General features: G+C 39.6%; 20 protein-coding genes. 1 reads left to right on the top strand and 19 read right to left on the bottom strand.

Going from position 1 to position 15,975, the window contains the following annotated elements; genetic code table 11:
* Positions 1-2 precede the first annotated feature (2 nt).
* The 7 genes from J4E76_RS04795 to J4E76_RS04765 all read right to left on the bottom strand — a co-directional run bounded on the left by J4E76_RS04795 (position 3) and on the right by J4E76_RS04765 (position 3,948).
* Positions 3-209 carry a hypothetical protein gene (locus J4E76_RS04795; RefSeq protein WP_208501663.1) on the bottom strand — a complete coding sequence of 69 codons (207 nt, stop codon included), beginning with the start codon at positions 207-209 and terminating at the stop codon, positions 3-5.
* 8 nt (positions 210-217) lie between these two features.
* The gene (locus J4E76_RS04790; RefSeq protein ID WP_208501661.1) at positions 218-1,036 is read right to left on the bottom strand and encodes an alpha/beta fold hydrolase; all 819 of its coding nucleotides are present in this window, start codon (positions 1,034-1,036) and stop codon (positions 218-220) included.
* Positions 1,037-1,131: 95 nt separating this feature from the next.
* Positions 1,132-2,214 carry a hypothetical protein gene (locus tag J4E76_RS04785; RefSeq protein ID WP_208501659.1) on the bottom strand — a complete coding sequence of 361 codons (1,083 nt, stop codon included), beginning with the start codon at positions 2,212-2,214 and terminating at the stop codon, positions 1,132-1,134.
* Between the two features lie 34 nt (positions 2,215-2,248).
* Complete coding sequence (locus tag J4E76_RS04780; RefSeq protein WP_208501657.1) at positions 2,249-2,461, bottom strand: helix-turn-helix transcriptional regulator; 213 nt, start codon at positions 2,459-2,461, stop codon at positions 2,249-2,251.
* Positions 2,458-3,015 (bottom strand): DUF2975 domain-containing protein, encoded by a 558-nt coding sequence (locus tag J4E76_RS04775; protein ID WP_208501655.1) that lies wholly within the window; start codon positions 3,013-3,015, stop codon positions 2,458-2,460. Before J4E76_RS04775 ends, J4E76_RS04780 begins: the two co-directional genes overlap by 4 nt.
* A 146-nt stretch (positions 3,016-3,161) precedes the next feature.
* A complete protein-coding gene (locus tag J4E76_RS04770) occupies positions 3,162-3,626 on the bottom strand; it encodes an SRPBCC domain-containing protein (RefSeq protein WP_208501653.1) in 465 nt (154 codons plus the stop codon).
* Entirely contained in the window at positions 3,619-3,948 is a 330-nt protein-coding gene (locus J4E76_RS04765) for a helix-turn-helix transcriptional regulator (protein ID WP_208501644.1), read from the bottom strand. Before J4E76_RS04765 ends, J4E76_RS04770 begins: the two co-directional genes overlap by 8 nt.
* A gap of 250 nt (positions 3,949-4,198) precedes the next feature.
* On the opposite strand from J4E76_RS04765, the gene J4E76_RS04760 reads away from it, so the two are divergent.
* Positions 4,199-7,303 (top strand): S41 family peptidase, encoded by a 3,105-nt coding sequence (locus J4E76_RS04760; RefSeq protein WP_208501643.1) that lies wholly within the window; start codon positions 4,199-4,201, stop codon positions 7,301-7,303.
* 58 nt (positions 7,304-7,361) lie between these two features.
* Here the strand turns inward: J4E76_RS04760 and J4E76_RS04755 are convergent, their stop codons facing one another.
* The 12 genes from J4E76_RS04755 to J4E76_RS04700 all read right to left on the bottom strand — a co-directional run bounded on the left by J4E76_RS04755 (position 7,362) and on the right by J4E76_RS04700 (position 15,711).
* Positions 7,362-7,799, bottom strand: coding sequence for a hypothetical protein (locus J4E76_RS04755; RefSeq protein WP_208501641.1), 438 nt, complete (start codon positions 7,797-7,799; stop codon positions 7,362-7,364).
* Between the two features lie 4 nt (positions 7,800-7,803).
* Entirely contained in the window at positions 7,804-8,247 is a 444-nt protein-coding gene (locus tag J4E76_RS04750) for a phage tail protein (RefSeq protein WP_208501639.1), read from the bottom strand.
* Complete coding sequence (locus J4E76_RS04745; RefSeq protein ID WP_208501637.1) at positions 8,237-8,701, bottom strand: phage tail protein; 465 nt, start codon at positions 8,699-8,701, stop codon at positions 8,237-8,239. The genes J4E76_RS04750 and J4E76_RS04745 overlap by 11 nt, the downstream gene beginning before the upstream one ends.
* Positions 8,702-8,901: 200 nt before the next feature.
* Positions 8,902-10,287, bottom strand: a complete 1,386-nt coding sequence (locus J4E76_RS04740) for a mercuric reductase (RefSeq protein WP_208501635.1) — start codon at positions 10,285-10,287, stop codon at positions 8,902-8,904.
* 249 nt (positions 10,288-10,536) lie between these two features.
* On the bottom strand, positions 10,537-10,905 hold the full coding sequence (locus tag J4E76_RS04735) for a nuclear transport factor 2 family protein (RefSeq protein ID WP_208501633.1): 369 nt from the start codon (positions 10,903-10,905) through the stop codon (positions 10,537-10,539).
* A gap of 7 nt (positions 10,906-10,912) precedes the next feature.
* Positions 10,913-11,656 carry an SDR family NAD(P)-dependent oxidoreductase gene (locus J4E76_RS04730; RefSeq protein ID WP_208501631.1) on the bottom strand — a complete coding sequence of 248 codons (744 nt, stop codon included), beginning with the start codon at positions 11,654-11,656 and terminating at the stop codon, positions 10,913-10,915.
* Positions 11,657-11,661: 5 nt separating this feature from the next.
* On the bottom strand, positions 11,662-11,856 hold the full coding sequence (locus J4E76_RS04725) for a 4-oxalocrotonate tautomerase family protein (protein ID WP_208501629.1): 195 nt from the start codon (positions 11,854-11,856) through the stop codon (positions 11,662-11,664).
* Positions 11,857-11,977: 121 nt separating this feature from the next.
* On the bottom strand, positions 11,978-12,541 hold the full coding sequence (locus tag J4E76_RS04720; protein ID WP_208501628.1) for a Crp/Fnr family transcriptional regulator: 564 nt from the start codon (positions 12,539-12,541) through the stop codon (positions 11,978-11,980).
* Positions 12,542-12,717: 176 nt separating this feature from the next.
* Positions 12,718-13,392, bottom strand: a complete 675-nt coding sequence (locus tag J4E76_RS04715; protein WP_208501627.1) for a type 1 glutamine amidotransferase domain-containing protein — start codon at positions 13,390-13,392, stop codon at positions 12,718-12,720.
* A gap of 87 nt (positions 13,393-13,479) precedes the next feature.
* On the bottom strand, positions 13,480-14,223 hold the full coding sequence (locus J4E76_RS04710) for an alpha/beta fold hydrolase (protein ID WP_208501626.1): 744 nt from the start codon (positions 14,221-14,223) through the stop codon (positions 13,480-13,482).
* A gap of 228 nt (positions 14,224-14,451) precedes the next feature.
* Positions 14,452-14,868, bottom strand: a complete 417-nt coding sequence (locus J4E76_RS04705; RefSeq protein ID WP_208501625.1) for a hypothetical protein — start codon at positions 14,866-14,868, stop codon at positions 14,452-14,454.
* 255 nt (positions 14,869-15,123) lie between these two features.
* Entirely contained in the window at positions 15,124-15,711 is a 588-nt protein-coding gene (locus J4E76_RS04700; RefSeq protein ID WP_208501624.1) for a Crp/Fnr family transcriptional regulator, read from the bottom strand.
* Positions 15,712-15,975: the final 264 nt, after the last annotated feature.

The following is a 15,975-nucleotide window of genomic DNA, read 5'->3' as shown; positions in this document are numbered from 1 at the left end:
TTTCAGCCCTTTTTGTGCATAATAAAGAGTACGATGGATATCACAACTGACGCCAAAGCTGTAAAGATGACCAACAGCAAGGCCAGGAGCATTGAATCAGGATCGAGTTGAAGATCTCTGTTGAATATCACATAGTAGAAACTTATAAAGAACAGTATGACCGAGATGGTCAGTGCCAGCTTGAGAAATGTTGAAAGTGTCTTTTTCATTTCCCTCTTTAGTCTTCCTTAATGATTTTTCTTAGTTCATCAGACCATAAAATCCGATAGTGCCCCAAGCCTTTGAGCTCAATCATTTCTGCCTTGGGCAAGTGATTATGTACTTGCTTGCTGCTCTGGATTGGCAATATCTTATCGTCAACGGAGTGAATAATTTTAATCTGGTCGACATTGGAGATCTTTGCGCAATACTTTTCCATACTCAAGTCATCGACTAACTCCTTGGTGTCTTCTTCAATTTGTCTAATCAATCTAGAAATGGTTCGGTCTGTTACATCTACCATTTGTCTTATGCCCTCAAGTCTTTCTCGAAAGCTAAACGGAGATGTTACGATGGTCCATTGTGAAATGTCGAGGTGCTGATTTTCAGTAAGTGCCACTGCGGAAGCTATACTTCCAAAAGAGTGGCTCAAGACGTACTCAGGCTGATGCTCCCTAAATAGCTCGCTTACTAGCTCTATGTACTCAAACATATTGGTAGGGCCCTTGCTACTGTATCCATGAGACGGAGCATCAAAGGAGATCACCTGATAGCCTTTTTTCAATAGAGTCGGTACTATACCTCCGAAGTTGCCTGCCTGGCCTTCCCAGCCATGTACGAGTAGGGCAACTGGCCTGTCCAAGACACCCCAGTAATAAGTTTGAATATCGAATTTATTAAAGCGGATGGTTTTCTTGATAGACTGATCTAATACTTCATTCTCAAAGTCTCGAAGTTTTTTTATCCTTGGATTGGACATGACCTTATATACCTTCTTGGCCGCAATGGTTGGCGCAAATGTATCTAGAAAGGAGAGGTAAGCTTTGAGTAGTTTCATCACAGCAGCGATCTGTCCCCGAAAGCTAATGATCAAAAATCAAAAAGGTGTATTGTTAAGTTAAAAAAGCAAGCTTGTATTTCCTGAACCTTAAGCTACTTGCAAAAAGCCTCCAGATGCTGGCGAAAGAGGTTTGTAAGAGCACCCGCCTCAGGTGTTTCAGAGTTGATTATAGTTTGGATAACCTCTTTGTCATTGCCCCCATTCATTAATACAATGGCATGGAGTAGCATAGAACCAGTGAGGTAGAAATGATCTTTTTGCTGTGCCGTATAGCGCCTCAGCAATGCTTCTCTACCCACCAGGCCAGCTTCAAATAGTTTGGTCCAACTGGCATAGTCTGCAATACCTTCTTCGGCCTCCATATAAGTTTCTGTTAAGGTGCAATTCCCTGGAAGATCGTTATGCTGTTTCACGGTTACTGTATCTAGTGCTTGATAACGCTGATCTCTAAGGCTTAAGAAGTTACTTCCGAGTTCGCAGACTTGTGTCTTATTGTTATCCAATAGTGCTTCAATCAGATTGGCTAGCGCAGTTATTTCCTTGTTGATTAAGCCCTGGGTCGTCTCACTCGTGTCATAGCACTTATGTACCTCTTGACGATTGGGCTGTTTATCCCATACGGGCCAATTCCCCTTGTCCGTATACCATTTTTTTAGCTGAACTTCGATGTGAAATGATTCATGAATGGCCAATTGAACTTTGGTCATACTGGGGATTTTAAATGGGAATTGTGGGAAGTCGGTAGGAATATAAACTGCCGTTTCAATCTTCATATCAGTCATCCACTGGTTAAATTCTGGTGAATTTTTGGTGGTGAGGAAAGCCTCTGGCACGGGAGAGGTGATAGGTTCTTGATAATTCAGGTAATAGCTATAAAGTTGAGTGAGCATTTTTGGTTTGTCCACAAGGCAGCGGTATGATAGTGCCTTTCCCTTCTTCCAGAGCCCAAGGCAATGTTTGCCCTCTTCATTCTTTCCAGCATCGAGAACAATGGCGCCATCACCCATTTGGAAGTCTAGCCAAACGGATTGATTGCTAGTGCCGGCTTTTTCTAAGTCTCGCACGAATTCTTGAGCAGGTTCGGCATTCCAAAGTTCTTCACAGCCACAATCAGATTGGGATGTTTTTTGTGTAGAAGTTGTGCACGAGTACGCAAAGACAATAAAGAATATCATTGCGCTCTTTTTTATCCAGTGTTTCATTTGCCAATCATTCATCTGATTCTTCAATTCCAATAATATCTCCAGGTTCACAATCCAAAGCTTCACATATGGACAGCAGCGTTGCAAAACGAAGTCCCTTAGCTTTTCCAGTCTTTAGTAATGAGAGGTTGGTGACCGAAATACCTACTTTTTCAGCGAGCGTATTTAACTTCATCTTTCGCTTTGCGAGCATTACATCTATGTTGATAACGATTCTCATATAATCGACTCTTTGTCTTCTACCAGGGATTCTCCTTCTTTGAAAACTTCAGCTAGTACTAAACAGCCTATAGCAAAGGAGAGGGGAGCTAGGGGTAGAGTAAAATGCCATTGAGCAATACCGTGGAGGTAGAAGAAGTTGAAGGTACTTATGACGGTGGCAATGAAGCCATAAGTAGCCATTTTTTTGAAGTTTTGGATGTTGCCACCGTAAAATGCTTCTCTCGAAGCGACAGATCGTAAAATTCTCAAGATTCGGTTAACCACGAGAAATAATATCAAGAAGAAGGCACTGCCTCTTGCCAGCAACCATAGTTTACTGAATGTATTTATATCTGATAAGAGAACATCACCTTCGACACTGCATGCCGAGCATATTTTGACATTGCCAAATCCCACTCCGGACTTGACACTATCTGTTATGATCACATTGTCCAGAGCTTGAGGTTGAATAAGGCTGTATGTCATCGCCCCCAAAAAGATGACAAAAATGATGATGTTAAGACCATATATGAGATAACAGAGGTTCTTAGCGTATGAAATGGTTTTGTTCATTCTTTATAATTTCTCTTAAAGGTAAAATATTTTATGTAAAACATAAAAAATATTAACTAAAACAAGTGTTCATGATGTGAGAAGAACGAAAAAAGGCGCATTTGATAGAATGCGCCTTACGAAAATATACAGTGCTTGATAAAATCTTAATTCATTTGTTTAGCCAGGTGCTCTTCCAATTCATTGAACACTGACCCCCAACCATTCATAAAGCCCATTTTTTCTTGTTGTTGACAGTATTCTACAGTAGGGTGTACCACATTGAAAGTGAATTTTGTCAAATCACCCTGTGCTTCGAAGAGGGCCTGAATTTCTACACCTTCCGTCATTGGTCTGAAGTTAGCAGTAGAGCAAATCTTAGTATGTTCCACAATTTCTGTATAGGTGCCTTCAGCAATGAAGTCGCTGCCATTGGGCATTGTCATAATGTACTTCCAATCACCTCCTTCGGTGAAACTGTGCGTTTCAATTTTGACTTCCATGCCCTTTGGTCCCCACCATTGAGCAATGTGCTCGGGTTGACTCCAAGCATCCCAGACGATCTGAATTGGTGCTTTTAAGATTCTCTCGATTGTTAGGGTACGATCGTTTAGGTCATTGGAATTACTCATTGTCTTTCTTTTTAGATTGAATTTTTGTTACGTATGCTTCGAAGGAATCAATTTTGTCCTCCCATAATTTTCTGTGTTGATCGACCCACATAAAAGCTGGAATCAATTCGCTTGGTCTTATATGAAAATAGCGTTCTCTACCTTTTTGCTCGGCTTGAACCAATCCACATTCTATCAGTATTTTCAGGTGCTTAGAAATGGCAGGTCGACTCACTTCAAACTTTTCAGCCACACCATTGGCTGTTAACTTATCTTTTGATAACAGGTCAATGATGTCTCTTCTGACAGGATCTGCAATGGCTTGAAATACGTCTCTTCTCATTTAAAAAGTAACCGTTCGGTTACAAACATAGATGTAACCATTCGGTTACACAAGTTATTTTGACAGAAAATCGAAATATGAATGGGTAGGAGAGTTGAGCGAACAACTTTTTTGTTCTGAATGGGAGTGGTAGGCCGCTTATCAAGTAAATGGCTGATCTAGAGCACAGACGTTTTGGGAGGATAGAAAAATGACTAATTTGATTATCCTTCTACAGTCTCCATGCTGTAAACGTTTCAAAACATTTGATATGAAAAAAACCTTCACGCTATTTCTCGCATTGGTCAGTACCATGGTATTTGCCCAGAATGATGTATACTTTGCATCAACTCCAAGTTTAAACCCTGATGGTTCTGAAATCATTTTTTCCTATGATGGGGACCTATGGAAAGTCTCTGCCAATGGAGGAACAGCCACGAGACTTACTGCCATGGCGGGTAAAGAGTCTTACCCAAGAGTAAGCCCGGATGGTAAATGGATTGCTTTTTCATCTGCACAATATGGCAATACAGACCTTTATGTAATGCCTTATGGCGGTGGAGAAATTGAACGATTAACATTTCACTCATCTGCCGATCAGATGGAAGCATGGTCATGGGATAGCCAGACGATTTACTTTAGGTCAGGAAGATATAACAGTCGAGCTGCCTACAGCATCGATAAAAAGGGAGGTACTCCTGAAAGAATTTTTGATCATTACTTTAACTGGCCACATAATCTCGCCATTCACCCTGATGGTGATATCTACTTTAATGAGAGCTGGGAAAGTAGTAATCAGGTTGCCCGTAAACGCTACAAAGGGGCATTTAATCCAGATATTAAGTCATATAACCTGAAGAGTGGTGACTTCAAAAAGCATACTAGCTACGATGGAAAAGATATGTGGGCTACCATCGATAGAAATGGTAATATCTACTTTGTTTCTGACCAGTCTAATGGAGAATATAACTTGTACGGACTGGAGAATGAGCAGTCAGTGCGACTCACAAATTTTAAGACATCCATAAAGACTCCTCAGGTTAATGCCAATGGTGGTAAAGTAGTTTTTGAAAAGGACTACCAGCTTTTCTTATACGATGTTGGTTCCAAAAGGAGTAGGAAGGTATCAATTGATGTGTTTCAAAACAGTACGCTTGCTCAAGAAAGAGACTTCAAGACTAAGGGCAATGTTTCGGCATTCGATATCTCTGGAGATGAGAAGAAGATGGCCTTCGTCTCTCGAGGAGAGCTTTTCGTTTCGGATATCAGTGGAAAGTTTATTAAGCAGTTAAAAACCAATGCGAAAGAGAGAGTAGTTGAGGTCAAGTGGTTGAAAGACAATACGACCCTCTTATTTACTCAAACAGTTAATGGCTATACAAATCTATATACTATTGATGCTTCCGATGGTTCGAGCGAGAAGCAACTGACTAAAGACGATCAGTCTAACAGGAATTTGGAGATGAATGCTGATAAGACGCATGCCGTCTATCTGAGCGGGACTAAAGAAGTACGATTGCTCGATTTGTCGAACATGGCAAGTGAAACCATTGCCACACAGGAATTATGGGGGCTCTATAACCCTTTGCCAAGGTTCTCACCTGATGGGCAATACATCGCCTTTACAGCCAAGAACGATTTCGAAGAGGATGTTTATATCTACCATATCGCATCAAAGGAGTTAGTCAATTATACAAAGACAGGTATTACAGAGACGAGTCCATTCTGGGGACCTGAGGGTAAGTATTTGTATTTTGTTTCTAATCGAACAGAACCAAGCTATCCCTTCGGATTACAAGATGGAAGAGTCTATCGTGTTTCCTTAGCAAGACACGATCGTGCCTACAAATCTGATAAGCTAGCGGCCGTTTTTGATGAAGACAAAAAGGAGAAGGATACCGTAATTGTCTCGATTGACTTTAGTCAGGACTTAATGCGTTCATTGCAACGAATCGGTCCAAACTTTGGGACACAATCCAATCCGTATGTAGTAAAGGCTGGTGACAAAACTCATATCATTTACTCATCTAACCATGACGAGAATCAAAGATCTCTATGGATGACCACCATCAGTCCATTTGAAAGGAATAAGACTGAGAAAATTGCTGGTAGTGGTAGAGCAGGGGGTAACATCATTAAGGTTAAGAAGAACTACTACATTAATAATGCAGGAAAGATCAGCAAGCTGAACCTTGGGTCGAAAAAGCTAACCGCAATCGAGACCAACTTTACTTTCCGCAGATCGATGCGCAATGAATTCGAACAGATTTATTACGAAACCTGGGCGGGAGTAGAAGAGAATTTCTATAATGAAACATTCCACGGACAGGATTGGTCAAAGCTGAAAACACAGTACGCTGCTTTTCTTCCACATCTTAAGTCACGCGCTGAATTGCGTGTTTTGCTCAATGATCTATTGGGGGAGCTGAACTCTTCGCACATGGGTTTCAGCTCGTTTGGTGCTGAAGAGAATACTTTCTACAGAACTCGTAGCCTCAATTTAGGTGTGCTATTCTCTAATGAAGATCCTTATAAAGTAGAGCGAGTTGTCAGTGAAGGGCCAGCTGATTATCCTGATATGGATTTAAGAGCTGGTGACCAGATAATAGCCATTAATGGTGAATCCGTTGATCCGAAGATCAATAGAGAGTTCTACTTGGCTAAGCCATCTATCGATGAAGAGGTGTTCTTAACCGTGAAAAGAGGAAAGGAGACTGTCGAATTAAAGGTGCATCCCGCCAGTGATGGCTTAATGCGAGTTAACCTATATGACGAATGGATTGCGGGTAACCAAAGCAAGGTAGATGCTGCTACAAATGAGAAGGTCGCTTATGTGCATATGAAGAATATGGGAGGAGGATCGTTACAGCAATTCCTTATTGAGATGACATCAGAAGGTTATAATCGCGATGGACTGATTCTGGATTTGAGGTATAACACTGGAGGGAATGTGCATGATGAAGTTCTGAAGTTTCTCTCAAGAAAACCCTATTTGAAATGGAAGTACAGGGAAGGAAAACTCACTACGCAGGCCAATTTTGGAGCAGGTGCCAAGCCGATCGTTTTGTTGATCAACGAGCAAAGTTTGAGTGATGCAGAGATGACGGCTCAAGGTTTTAAAGAGTTGGGCTTGGGAACGGTGATAGGAACTGAGACTTACCGATGGATCATCTTTACCAGCGGTGCTGGTTTGGTTGATGGTTCGTTCTACCGACTACCATCTTGGGGTTGCTATACCTTAGATGGAAAGAATTTAGAGAAGGTAGGAGTAGCTCCAGATATCTTTGTGGAAACTGACTTTAGTGACCGAGTCAATGGGAGAGACCCGCAACTTGAGAGAGCAATTCAAGAAGTAATGAAGCAATTGGGTAATTAATTGTCTAGTGATTGAATCTCTATCTTGTAAATGGTTAAAGATGCTTTGACCCTCTATGTCATCCTCCAAAGGACAATGATATTTTGGCTCTCAAAGGATTGCCATTTGGTCTGAAGAGCGTGTAATTCACATCAAAGGTTAAGACTTGACCTTCAAAATATAGGTTTTCTCCCCAGTTGACCTTCACGAAACTGGGTTCTTGTTTATTGCCTTTTTTGGTGTAAAGTGTTTTTTCGAGAGCGGTCATTTCTGCTGCCATGTCTGTTCTGGCAGCATCGACTATACCGGTGCAATCAATAACCAGATTAAAACTGAGTAGGTGATTGAACTCGATGTGGCTGTTTGGAAGTGTCTGGTCCGGATTTAGCTGCCGATTGAAACCCATGACCTTTTTAGAATCAATCGACTCTGGATTGATCATTACAGTATAAGGTATGGTTTTTAATGGGGTCAAATACTCTGGATCAGAGTACCCGGTTATCTTCATAAACTCCATGGCCTTATTGTCTTACATTAAAATATGTGTAGGCCAATTCAATGGTTTCTATGGCAAGTCTATTCTCATCGGATTTTAGGTCTGAGACCGAATACTTTACTGGATAAGCATTGTGAAAAGTCCATATTACTTGGGCATCACCTTTAGCATTCAGCAAGCTTAGTGTGACGTCCTTCGTCTCAATTCCATTATCTAACCCTCCATCGATTGTTTCTGAACACCAATCAATCAATTTTGAACCAGCTGGAACCAAAGCTCTTTTCAAAACTAAGTTCTGACTTTTAGCTACAGTGGGCAGTCGATAATTAAATCTATTTTCTCCACCGCTCGGAACTTCCTCTAAACCGAGTTCCTTTGAAATTCCGGTTACTTCATGGAAAGCGGCATCCTCACCTTCGAATGAAAGTTCAAAGTAAAAACTAACCGGATAATTAGCCTCAGGCACCATTAGTAATGGTCAGTTTTTCATGGGCAATTTCTAAGGTATCTACCGCAACTTCATTCCCATCTGATTTTAGGTCTGTGCCGCTAATTTTGGTAGGCCATGCATTGTCTAGCTGCCATTGCATAGTCACTTTTCCGTTTTCATCTAAGAGTTTAATGAGCACTGTTCTTCGCGCGATAGTGTTCATTGATATTTCCTCAAACCAGTTCCAGAAGGTATTGTCATTAACAAAAATCCCACGTTTCATGATTACGTTTCCGTACTTCACCAAACCAGGCATCTTCTCGGTTGTAAATTCTTTACTATTGCTTTTTCTATATTCTATTATTTGGGCTTCAGCCTCCATTCCGGATACTTCTTGAAAAGCAACCCCTTTTAATTGTGTACCTAAGTCTACCTCAAACCTAAACTTAGGCATTGGCCACGTTGCATTTTCTACGCTTCCATCTTTTGCCATAATATTCTTTTAAGTGTGTTTAAATAAATGTCCTGAATTTTTCCGAGCTTTTCTTTACCAGAAATATAGCTAAATAGATACTAAGATGAATGGCATGCGGAGATTGATCCAAGTGATTTCCATTTATTGTGATTCGAAAGTGACTATTGGAGCTAGTTTGGCTGTAGGCTCTTAATACCCCCGATTAGTAAAAAGGAATTTTAGGATTCATTTGACTCACGTACTTCCTGAATTCCATCCAGAATCCATGGCATAAGCTCTGAAACTGTAGGGTGTACGAGTACTACTTTTCTGTACTGTCTACAGGGTATTTGAGAGTGTATGATGGTTGCAAACATATTGATGATCTCATCTCCGCCTATACCTAAAATTGAAGCTCCTAGAATCAAGTCTGTCTCAGCGTCAACCAAGAGTTTTGCAAAACCTTTTGTTTCTCCCATTTCTTTGGCTCGGCTGATGCGATTCATTGGTCTTGTTGCCTTCAATACTTTCCTGCCAGAGGCCAAGGCTTCTTTTTCTGTCATACCAACCCTTCCGAGCGGAGGGTCGGTGAACAAACCATAAATTGTATTTCTAGTATATAGTGTTCGATCGCCTCCAAACAATTTGTCCAAGACTATCTCTGCATCATTCACAGCAGTATGCGTGAAACCACCATGACCATTAACATCACCCACGGCATAAACATTCGGCACATCGGTTTCGCAATACTTGTCTATTTTGATATATCCTCGGTCATTGGTTTTAATCCCGGTATTTTCAAGGTCCAGAGTGTCACTATTTGGAAGCCTACCGGCAGCCACTAATAACTGATCTCCAATGAGCGACTTTGACTCACCATTTACCTCAATCATTACTTCCTTCTTACTATCTATCTGACTGACTTTGACGGTATTTGCCCCACAATAAACATCAATTCCCTCTTCTTCAAGAATGTTTTGTACGGCATCCGCAACGTCTTCATCTTCTCTTGGCATGAGGTGCTCGCTGCGTTGGATAATGCTGACTTTGGCTCCGAAGCGCCTAAAGACCTGAGCAAATTCAACACCTATATATCCGCCACCTATTACTATAAGGTGTTTTGGAACCTCTTCGAGATCCAGCAGCCCGGCACTATCTAGCCAATTGACTTGATCAAGCCCGTTAACAGGAGGAGCTGAAGGTTTGGTTCCTACGTTGATGTAGATGTTATCAGCACTATAAATCTGGCCATTCACCGAGACTTCTTTTTCACCAGTAAATCTCGCTCTTCCAATAATCAAATCTACATTGGGCGTATTGTTCATCCATGATGACAAGCCGTTGCTACCCCCATTGCGAATCCCATTCATTCGCTCTCGTACTTTGGAATAATCGAGGGTAAGATTTTCAGCACTGAAGCCATAAAAGTCGCCTCTTTTAGCTTGGTGATAGGCCTTAGCGGAGGCTACTAGCGTCTTGGTAGGGGTGCAGCCATAGTTGACACAACTTCCGCCAACCTTATCTGCTTCAATAACACCGATTGAAGTCTTAGTAGGTATTAATTTTCCGAGTAATGTACCGGTGGCTTGACCTGTGCCAATTATGAGGTGATCAAAGTGTTTCATGATAATGAATTTTGGCTGACCACTGAAGGTAAGAAAATATGGCTTTTCTTGCTCTTCAATTTTGTTAGCTGAGAATTATGACCTTCTTATTTCTCTTTTAAAATCCATTTTGAATCAAGGCTAATGGTTTTATAAGGTCAGTATTGGAATGGCAATAACTACAGCTTTGTATGGCACTTGATTAAAACAGAATGGCGGTGAGTTTAACCTCAAACCGCCATTGTATTTATTCTACTAGCAAGTGTTCGTTTATTCTATATGAGTGAATATTTTATTCACGATTTTCCAGTTATTGTCAATTTTGGTAAGGGACAAATAATCGTAATAATTATAACCCAGCATAGGAACATGTAGTTTTGCCATGGCAATCTTTCCCATAATGTCAATTCCTATGATTTTCATTTTTAAACTCTCGTTTAAATCTTTAGGGCTTTGCCTGTTTTTAACCCCTTCAATATACTCGTTCAAACTTTTGGAATAATCAGCACCCTGGATGTCTCCATAGATATTCACATCTCTATGAAAACAGGCCTCAAGTTTTACCACATTTCCGCTAAAAATACCCTCGAAGTAATTCGTAACAAGACTTTCGATTTCTTTTATATTCTCTTTGTACATAATTTTTTTAGATGATATGACCAACTGTATGTCCACCGGCTACATTAATTGTTTCTCCAGTTATGAAGCTTGATGTAGCCAAATAATATGCGGTTTCTGCGATTTCATTTACTTCTCCAATTCGATTTAACAAGTGTAACCCGGCTAAACTGTCAGCATCTTCAATTCCAATTTTACCCTGTAATGGACTTCGGATAATCCCTGGAGCAATTGTGTTAACTTTAATATTATTCTTTCCAAATTCTGCTGCCAATTGTCTTGTTAAAGAATGAATAGCACCTTTACTGGTTAATGGTGCAGTTGCAGGAAACCCACCTATAGCATGTTCTACCAAAACAGTACCTAGATTTATTATTGAACCATTTTGTTGTTTTATCATTTGAGGGATGGCTGCTTGAGAGGTAAAGAATGTTCCCTTCAAGTTCACGTTCCAATAGAGATTTAAATCTTTTTCTTCAACCTCTAAAAAAGGTTTTGGCGCAAACATTCCAGCATTATTAATTAGAACATCTACAGAATTAAACTTTTCAAGTGCCAGGGCAACAAGCTTTTGACCTGTTTCTTGTTTGCTTATATCTCCAGCCAGGTAAATAGCATTAGAAGGAGAATCAAATTCATTGTAGGCCTCTCTTAATTTTTCTTCATTGGAAGAGTTCATTACAACGTTACTCTCTCGCGCTATAAAATATTTTGCAATTTCTTTACCAATTCCTGTGGATGCTCCTGTAACGATTACGGTTTTGTTTTTCATCTTCTTTATTTTTTAGTTCCTAAATATTGTCTTCCACTGACGCCCCAATTTTCCTTAGGAATTTCATCAATTACTACGTGGGTCGTTTTTGGGTTTTTATCAAGGATGTCAACCACGAGCTGTGTGGCTCCTTCTATTAATTGACGTTTTTGTTCTTTTGTTACTTGCTCGTCAGTGACTCTAATGTTAATGTATGGCATAACCTTTTTATTAAATTTTGTGTCATACAAAAGTCTCGAGAACCGAGTTTTTTGGGAAGGAGGTATGTCACTTCCTTGAAGTGATCCAGGTCACATTTGGTGACAAATGGAAGAAATAGAACTATGTGTTTAATCGACTGAGGGTTTCTCTGGAAACACCTAAATAGGAGGCGATCATTTTTTTCGGCACACGTTGAAAAAGTTTTGGATACTGTTCTAGAAGTAAGTCATAACGCTCTTTGGACGAGTTTTTCAACAATGACAAAATTCTATTTTGAAGTGCTATTCTACCGAGCTTACTTTTCTTTGCCCAGAAGCGCTCCATTTTATGCATTTCTGTTGTGAGTTTTTCTCGATTTTCAAAAGTGATATAGAATAGCTCACTATTTTCGATACAGTCAATAGAGGTTTTAGATGCAGTACGCTTTGTGAATGATTCATAATCGGTAATCCACCAATTTTCCGTTGCAAATTGTAGTATATGCTCTTTTCCTTGGTTATCAACGAAATAACTTTTCAAACAACCTTTTAGTACCCAATATTCTTTAGTGGTAATCTCTCCTTCCTGAACGATATATTGATGCTTACGTTTTTTTGTTTGACCAAAATGGCTCAATATAAATTCGAATTCTTCATCTGTAAGGTCAATTAACTCTTCAATATGTTTTCTGAGCGGATGTGCCATTTTAACAGTTGCCTAATGCTAATGTGGGAATTGCTGTGATTCAAGGTGCCTTTTTTCGGTGTGTCACAATACGACAAAAAAGTACAACCTTCGGGTTTGTACTTTCCTAGTCATTATGACTTGTAGCAAATTTGTTGTATGCTATTTTATTTGCACGGTTCGTATTCTTAAAACATTTATTCGACTAACAAATCTATCATTTTGATTGCAACATCAGAGGCAGATGCTGGATTTTGTCCAGTGACTAAATTATCATCAACTGTAACATAAGGATCAAAAGGTGTTGTGTGAGAAAAATTGGCACCCTGATTCTTTAGTTCAGTTTCAAGTATAAAAGGAATAACATCCCCTAGTGTATGCTTGTCAATGATCTCCTCACTGATTGTAAACGAATTAATATGTCTAGCCTCCAATAAGTTTTTTCCGTTTGATAAAGTGACGTTGAGTAGGGCTGCTGGACCATGGCAAACGGCTCCTATTATATGTCCTCTCTCATAAACCTTTTTGATTGTTTCTTTAATCAGGGGATTGTTGACCATATCTGTCATTGGACCTAGGCCTCCAGGAAAGAAAATGGCGTCATAGGCGTCTACATCTACATTAGATAGCTTATGACTAAAGTTAAGGCGATTAAATGCCTTGCTTTCTCTAAAACCTCTGCTTGATTCTTGAGTTTTATCATAACCTACGTAAGGGGGAGTACCTCCTAAAATACTGGCAAAATCAACAATATACCCACGACTCGTAAATTCAAAGTAAGGATCTGCTACCTCAGAAAATTCATAACCGGCTGCATGTTTTCCTGTACCCGTAACACCACAACTGGTAATGATGAATAGTATATTTTTCATTTCTTCTGTTGTTTTTAATTACTCTTTTTGTTCAAAGGGAGCAGGCGATGCTCCCTTTGTTTGATTCGATTTTCAAGAAATGCTTGCTTATTTTTTTGATGTAGCAATAGTATTTAATGCATTTGCCAGTTCACTTGGAGCAGTTTCTAGAGGTACATGACCATGTTCTAATGTTACAGTTTCTTTGATCCCTGCCTTTTTTTGTACATAGCGCTGATGCTCTAAAGAAATTATTCTGTCTAAGGTAGTTTCTACATATGCTTTCGGAACTCTTCCAAAATTCTTCTCGGTTGTGATAACGCTTTCAAAGAATGGTGCAGTTGGTTCCTGAGCAACAAGTTTTGGTAATACCGCATCTATTTGAGCTTCCGTAGCGCCAGTAAATACTATATTCAAAATAGTTTCCCTCGTCATAGTTGCAGTGGTCTTGTCTTCAGAGAAGATTAGATTTTCAAGAAACTCACTTTCGTTATCCTCTTCAAACACTTCAACTGCCGTTTTTCCATCATAGGGTATAGCTGAAGCTACAAACACTAATTTTTCAATCTTTTCAGGGATTTCTTCAGCGACCTGAGAGAGAACATAGCCTGCAAAACTGTGTCCAACCAGTATTATCTGACCTTCCGTTTTGTTTAACTCTTCCTTTACGCGGTTTACATATAGGCCCAAAGTTATTTCAGAAACAGGTGTCTTGTCATTACCATGCCCAGGCATGTCAATAGCTTTGACAGTGTGCCCGCTTTTTTCTAAATATGATGTTGTGTCTTTCCATGACCATGCGCCTTCCCAAGCGCCATGAACTAGCAAAAATTTTTTATTCGAATTTTCCATGTCTTAACTTTTCAATGATTTGTTTTAATATCTGGATCAAAGCTCGGGCTGTTTTGAAGCTTAAAAGTTGTCATATGACAACCTTTAAGATTGTTCTCTTTTTTTCTGAAAAGTGATGATGTTCCAAGCCAGAGTTTAACCATGCGATCCAGCCTTATTATTTACGCTTAAAAACACGAGCTCTCATTTGTGGTGAGAGCTCGTGTTTATTGGCACAATTGTTTTTGGTTATCCTCTTGAGATAGCCTCAACAATTTGTTCGTTGGTCATGGCAACTCCGCCAAGATTCCATGCACCATCTACAGCATGAACGACATTCACATAGATTTTATCCTTGGGTTGTTTTCCTCCAGATAACTGGTGAATAATCTCTGTGACTTCAGCAAAATGTTGCTTTGTAACATCTTTGTCCGCAAGCGCAAACGAAGGGACTTTCCATTCTGCCCATGCTCCTGAGAATTCCTTTCCCCCGGAGAAGGATGAGCCCTTAGGAACTATGTGCACAGTGGCAGTAACACTAGGTGTCATCACGGTGTTGCCTGTTAAACCATGTGTCTTTAATAAGGAATCCGAAATTTGCTTTACGGCCTCTCCTTCTGAACCTTTAGGCAAAATGCCTTCTGTCAATGTTAATGTAAGTGGCATAATATATATGTTTTTAAATGATGAACTGAAGTGTTCATCAACGGTACAAAGATGCCCTCTTACGAAAGGTTAAAAGTTGTTATATGACAACGCTTTTAGGTGCTGTCTGTATTTATAAGACCCTATAATAATTGACCATACTCAAGTAGTGTGTAAATGAATTGAGTGAGAAGAATTTTGGAAATAATGGAGACAATTGATATCAATTCCTCATGAAATAGTAAGGAGAGGGGGATTGCATTCGTTAGGTAAACCCTACAATTTTGCCCGTAATTTACTTAGTGTAGAGTTTGTCATTCCTAAATATGAAGCTACAGCTTTACTCGAAATGCGTGATAGTAATTTAGGTTCGTGTTCCATAACCCATTTGAGTTTGTCAATTCCTTCCATTCCTAGAAAACTATAAATTCTCATTTGGGAATGAATAAAAGCAAACTCCATGAATTTGTGGTAAACATTTGCAAACTGCGGGATGGTATCAACCAATTTTAGAAAGTCTTCTCTATGTATGACGAGTAATTCAGAAGGTTCCAGAGAAACCAGACAATCCCTGGATGGTTTTTGTAAGATAAAACTAGTGTTCGCAGAAATGATGCTATCTTCTAGTGCAAAGTACCCCGTGACTTCATTCCCTTTGGCGTCTATTTCGTAAAGCCTCAAACAGCCTTTCCTGATGTAATAGAAATGCTTACATACTTGGCCTATGTTGCATAACATTTCATTTCTAGCTGTTTTTATCGGTTTGAAAAGCTTGATTATTTGTTGTAATTCTTTCTCTCCAATACTTCCGTGCCTTTTTATGTTTTGCTCTAATTCTTGATACATATCAAATTTAATATTCATGCTTTCATAGCAGGAATGTAAGAAGTCTTAATTGTGAAGGTATTGTCTTATGACCACCTTTTGTCAATTCCCCATATTTTTTTAATCGTTGAAATGGTCTATTAGAGATTTGGTATTAACTCTCTTTGTTTAAAAATCGGATATGGAGGACTGAATAATTTATTCCTACCAAAGTACCTATTACTTAACCTACACTAAATAATGAGATAGGTAGGCTTGGCTTGAGAAGAAAAATGGCCAATATTTTCTGCCTATACATGCACT

This window comes from Roseivirga sp. E12 (genome assembly GCF_017592825.1).
GTDB lineage: Bacteria > Bacteroidota > Bacteroidia > Cytophagales > Cyclobacteriaceae > Roseivirga.
The sequence above is the reverse complement of the archived record's forward strand: the minus strand, read 5'-3'. Positions and strand labels throughout refer to the sequence as shown.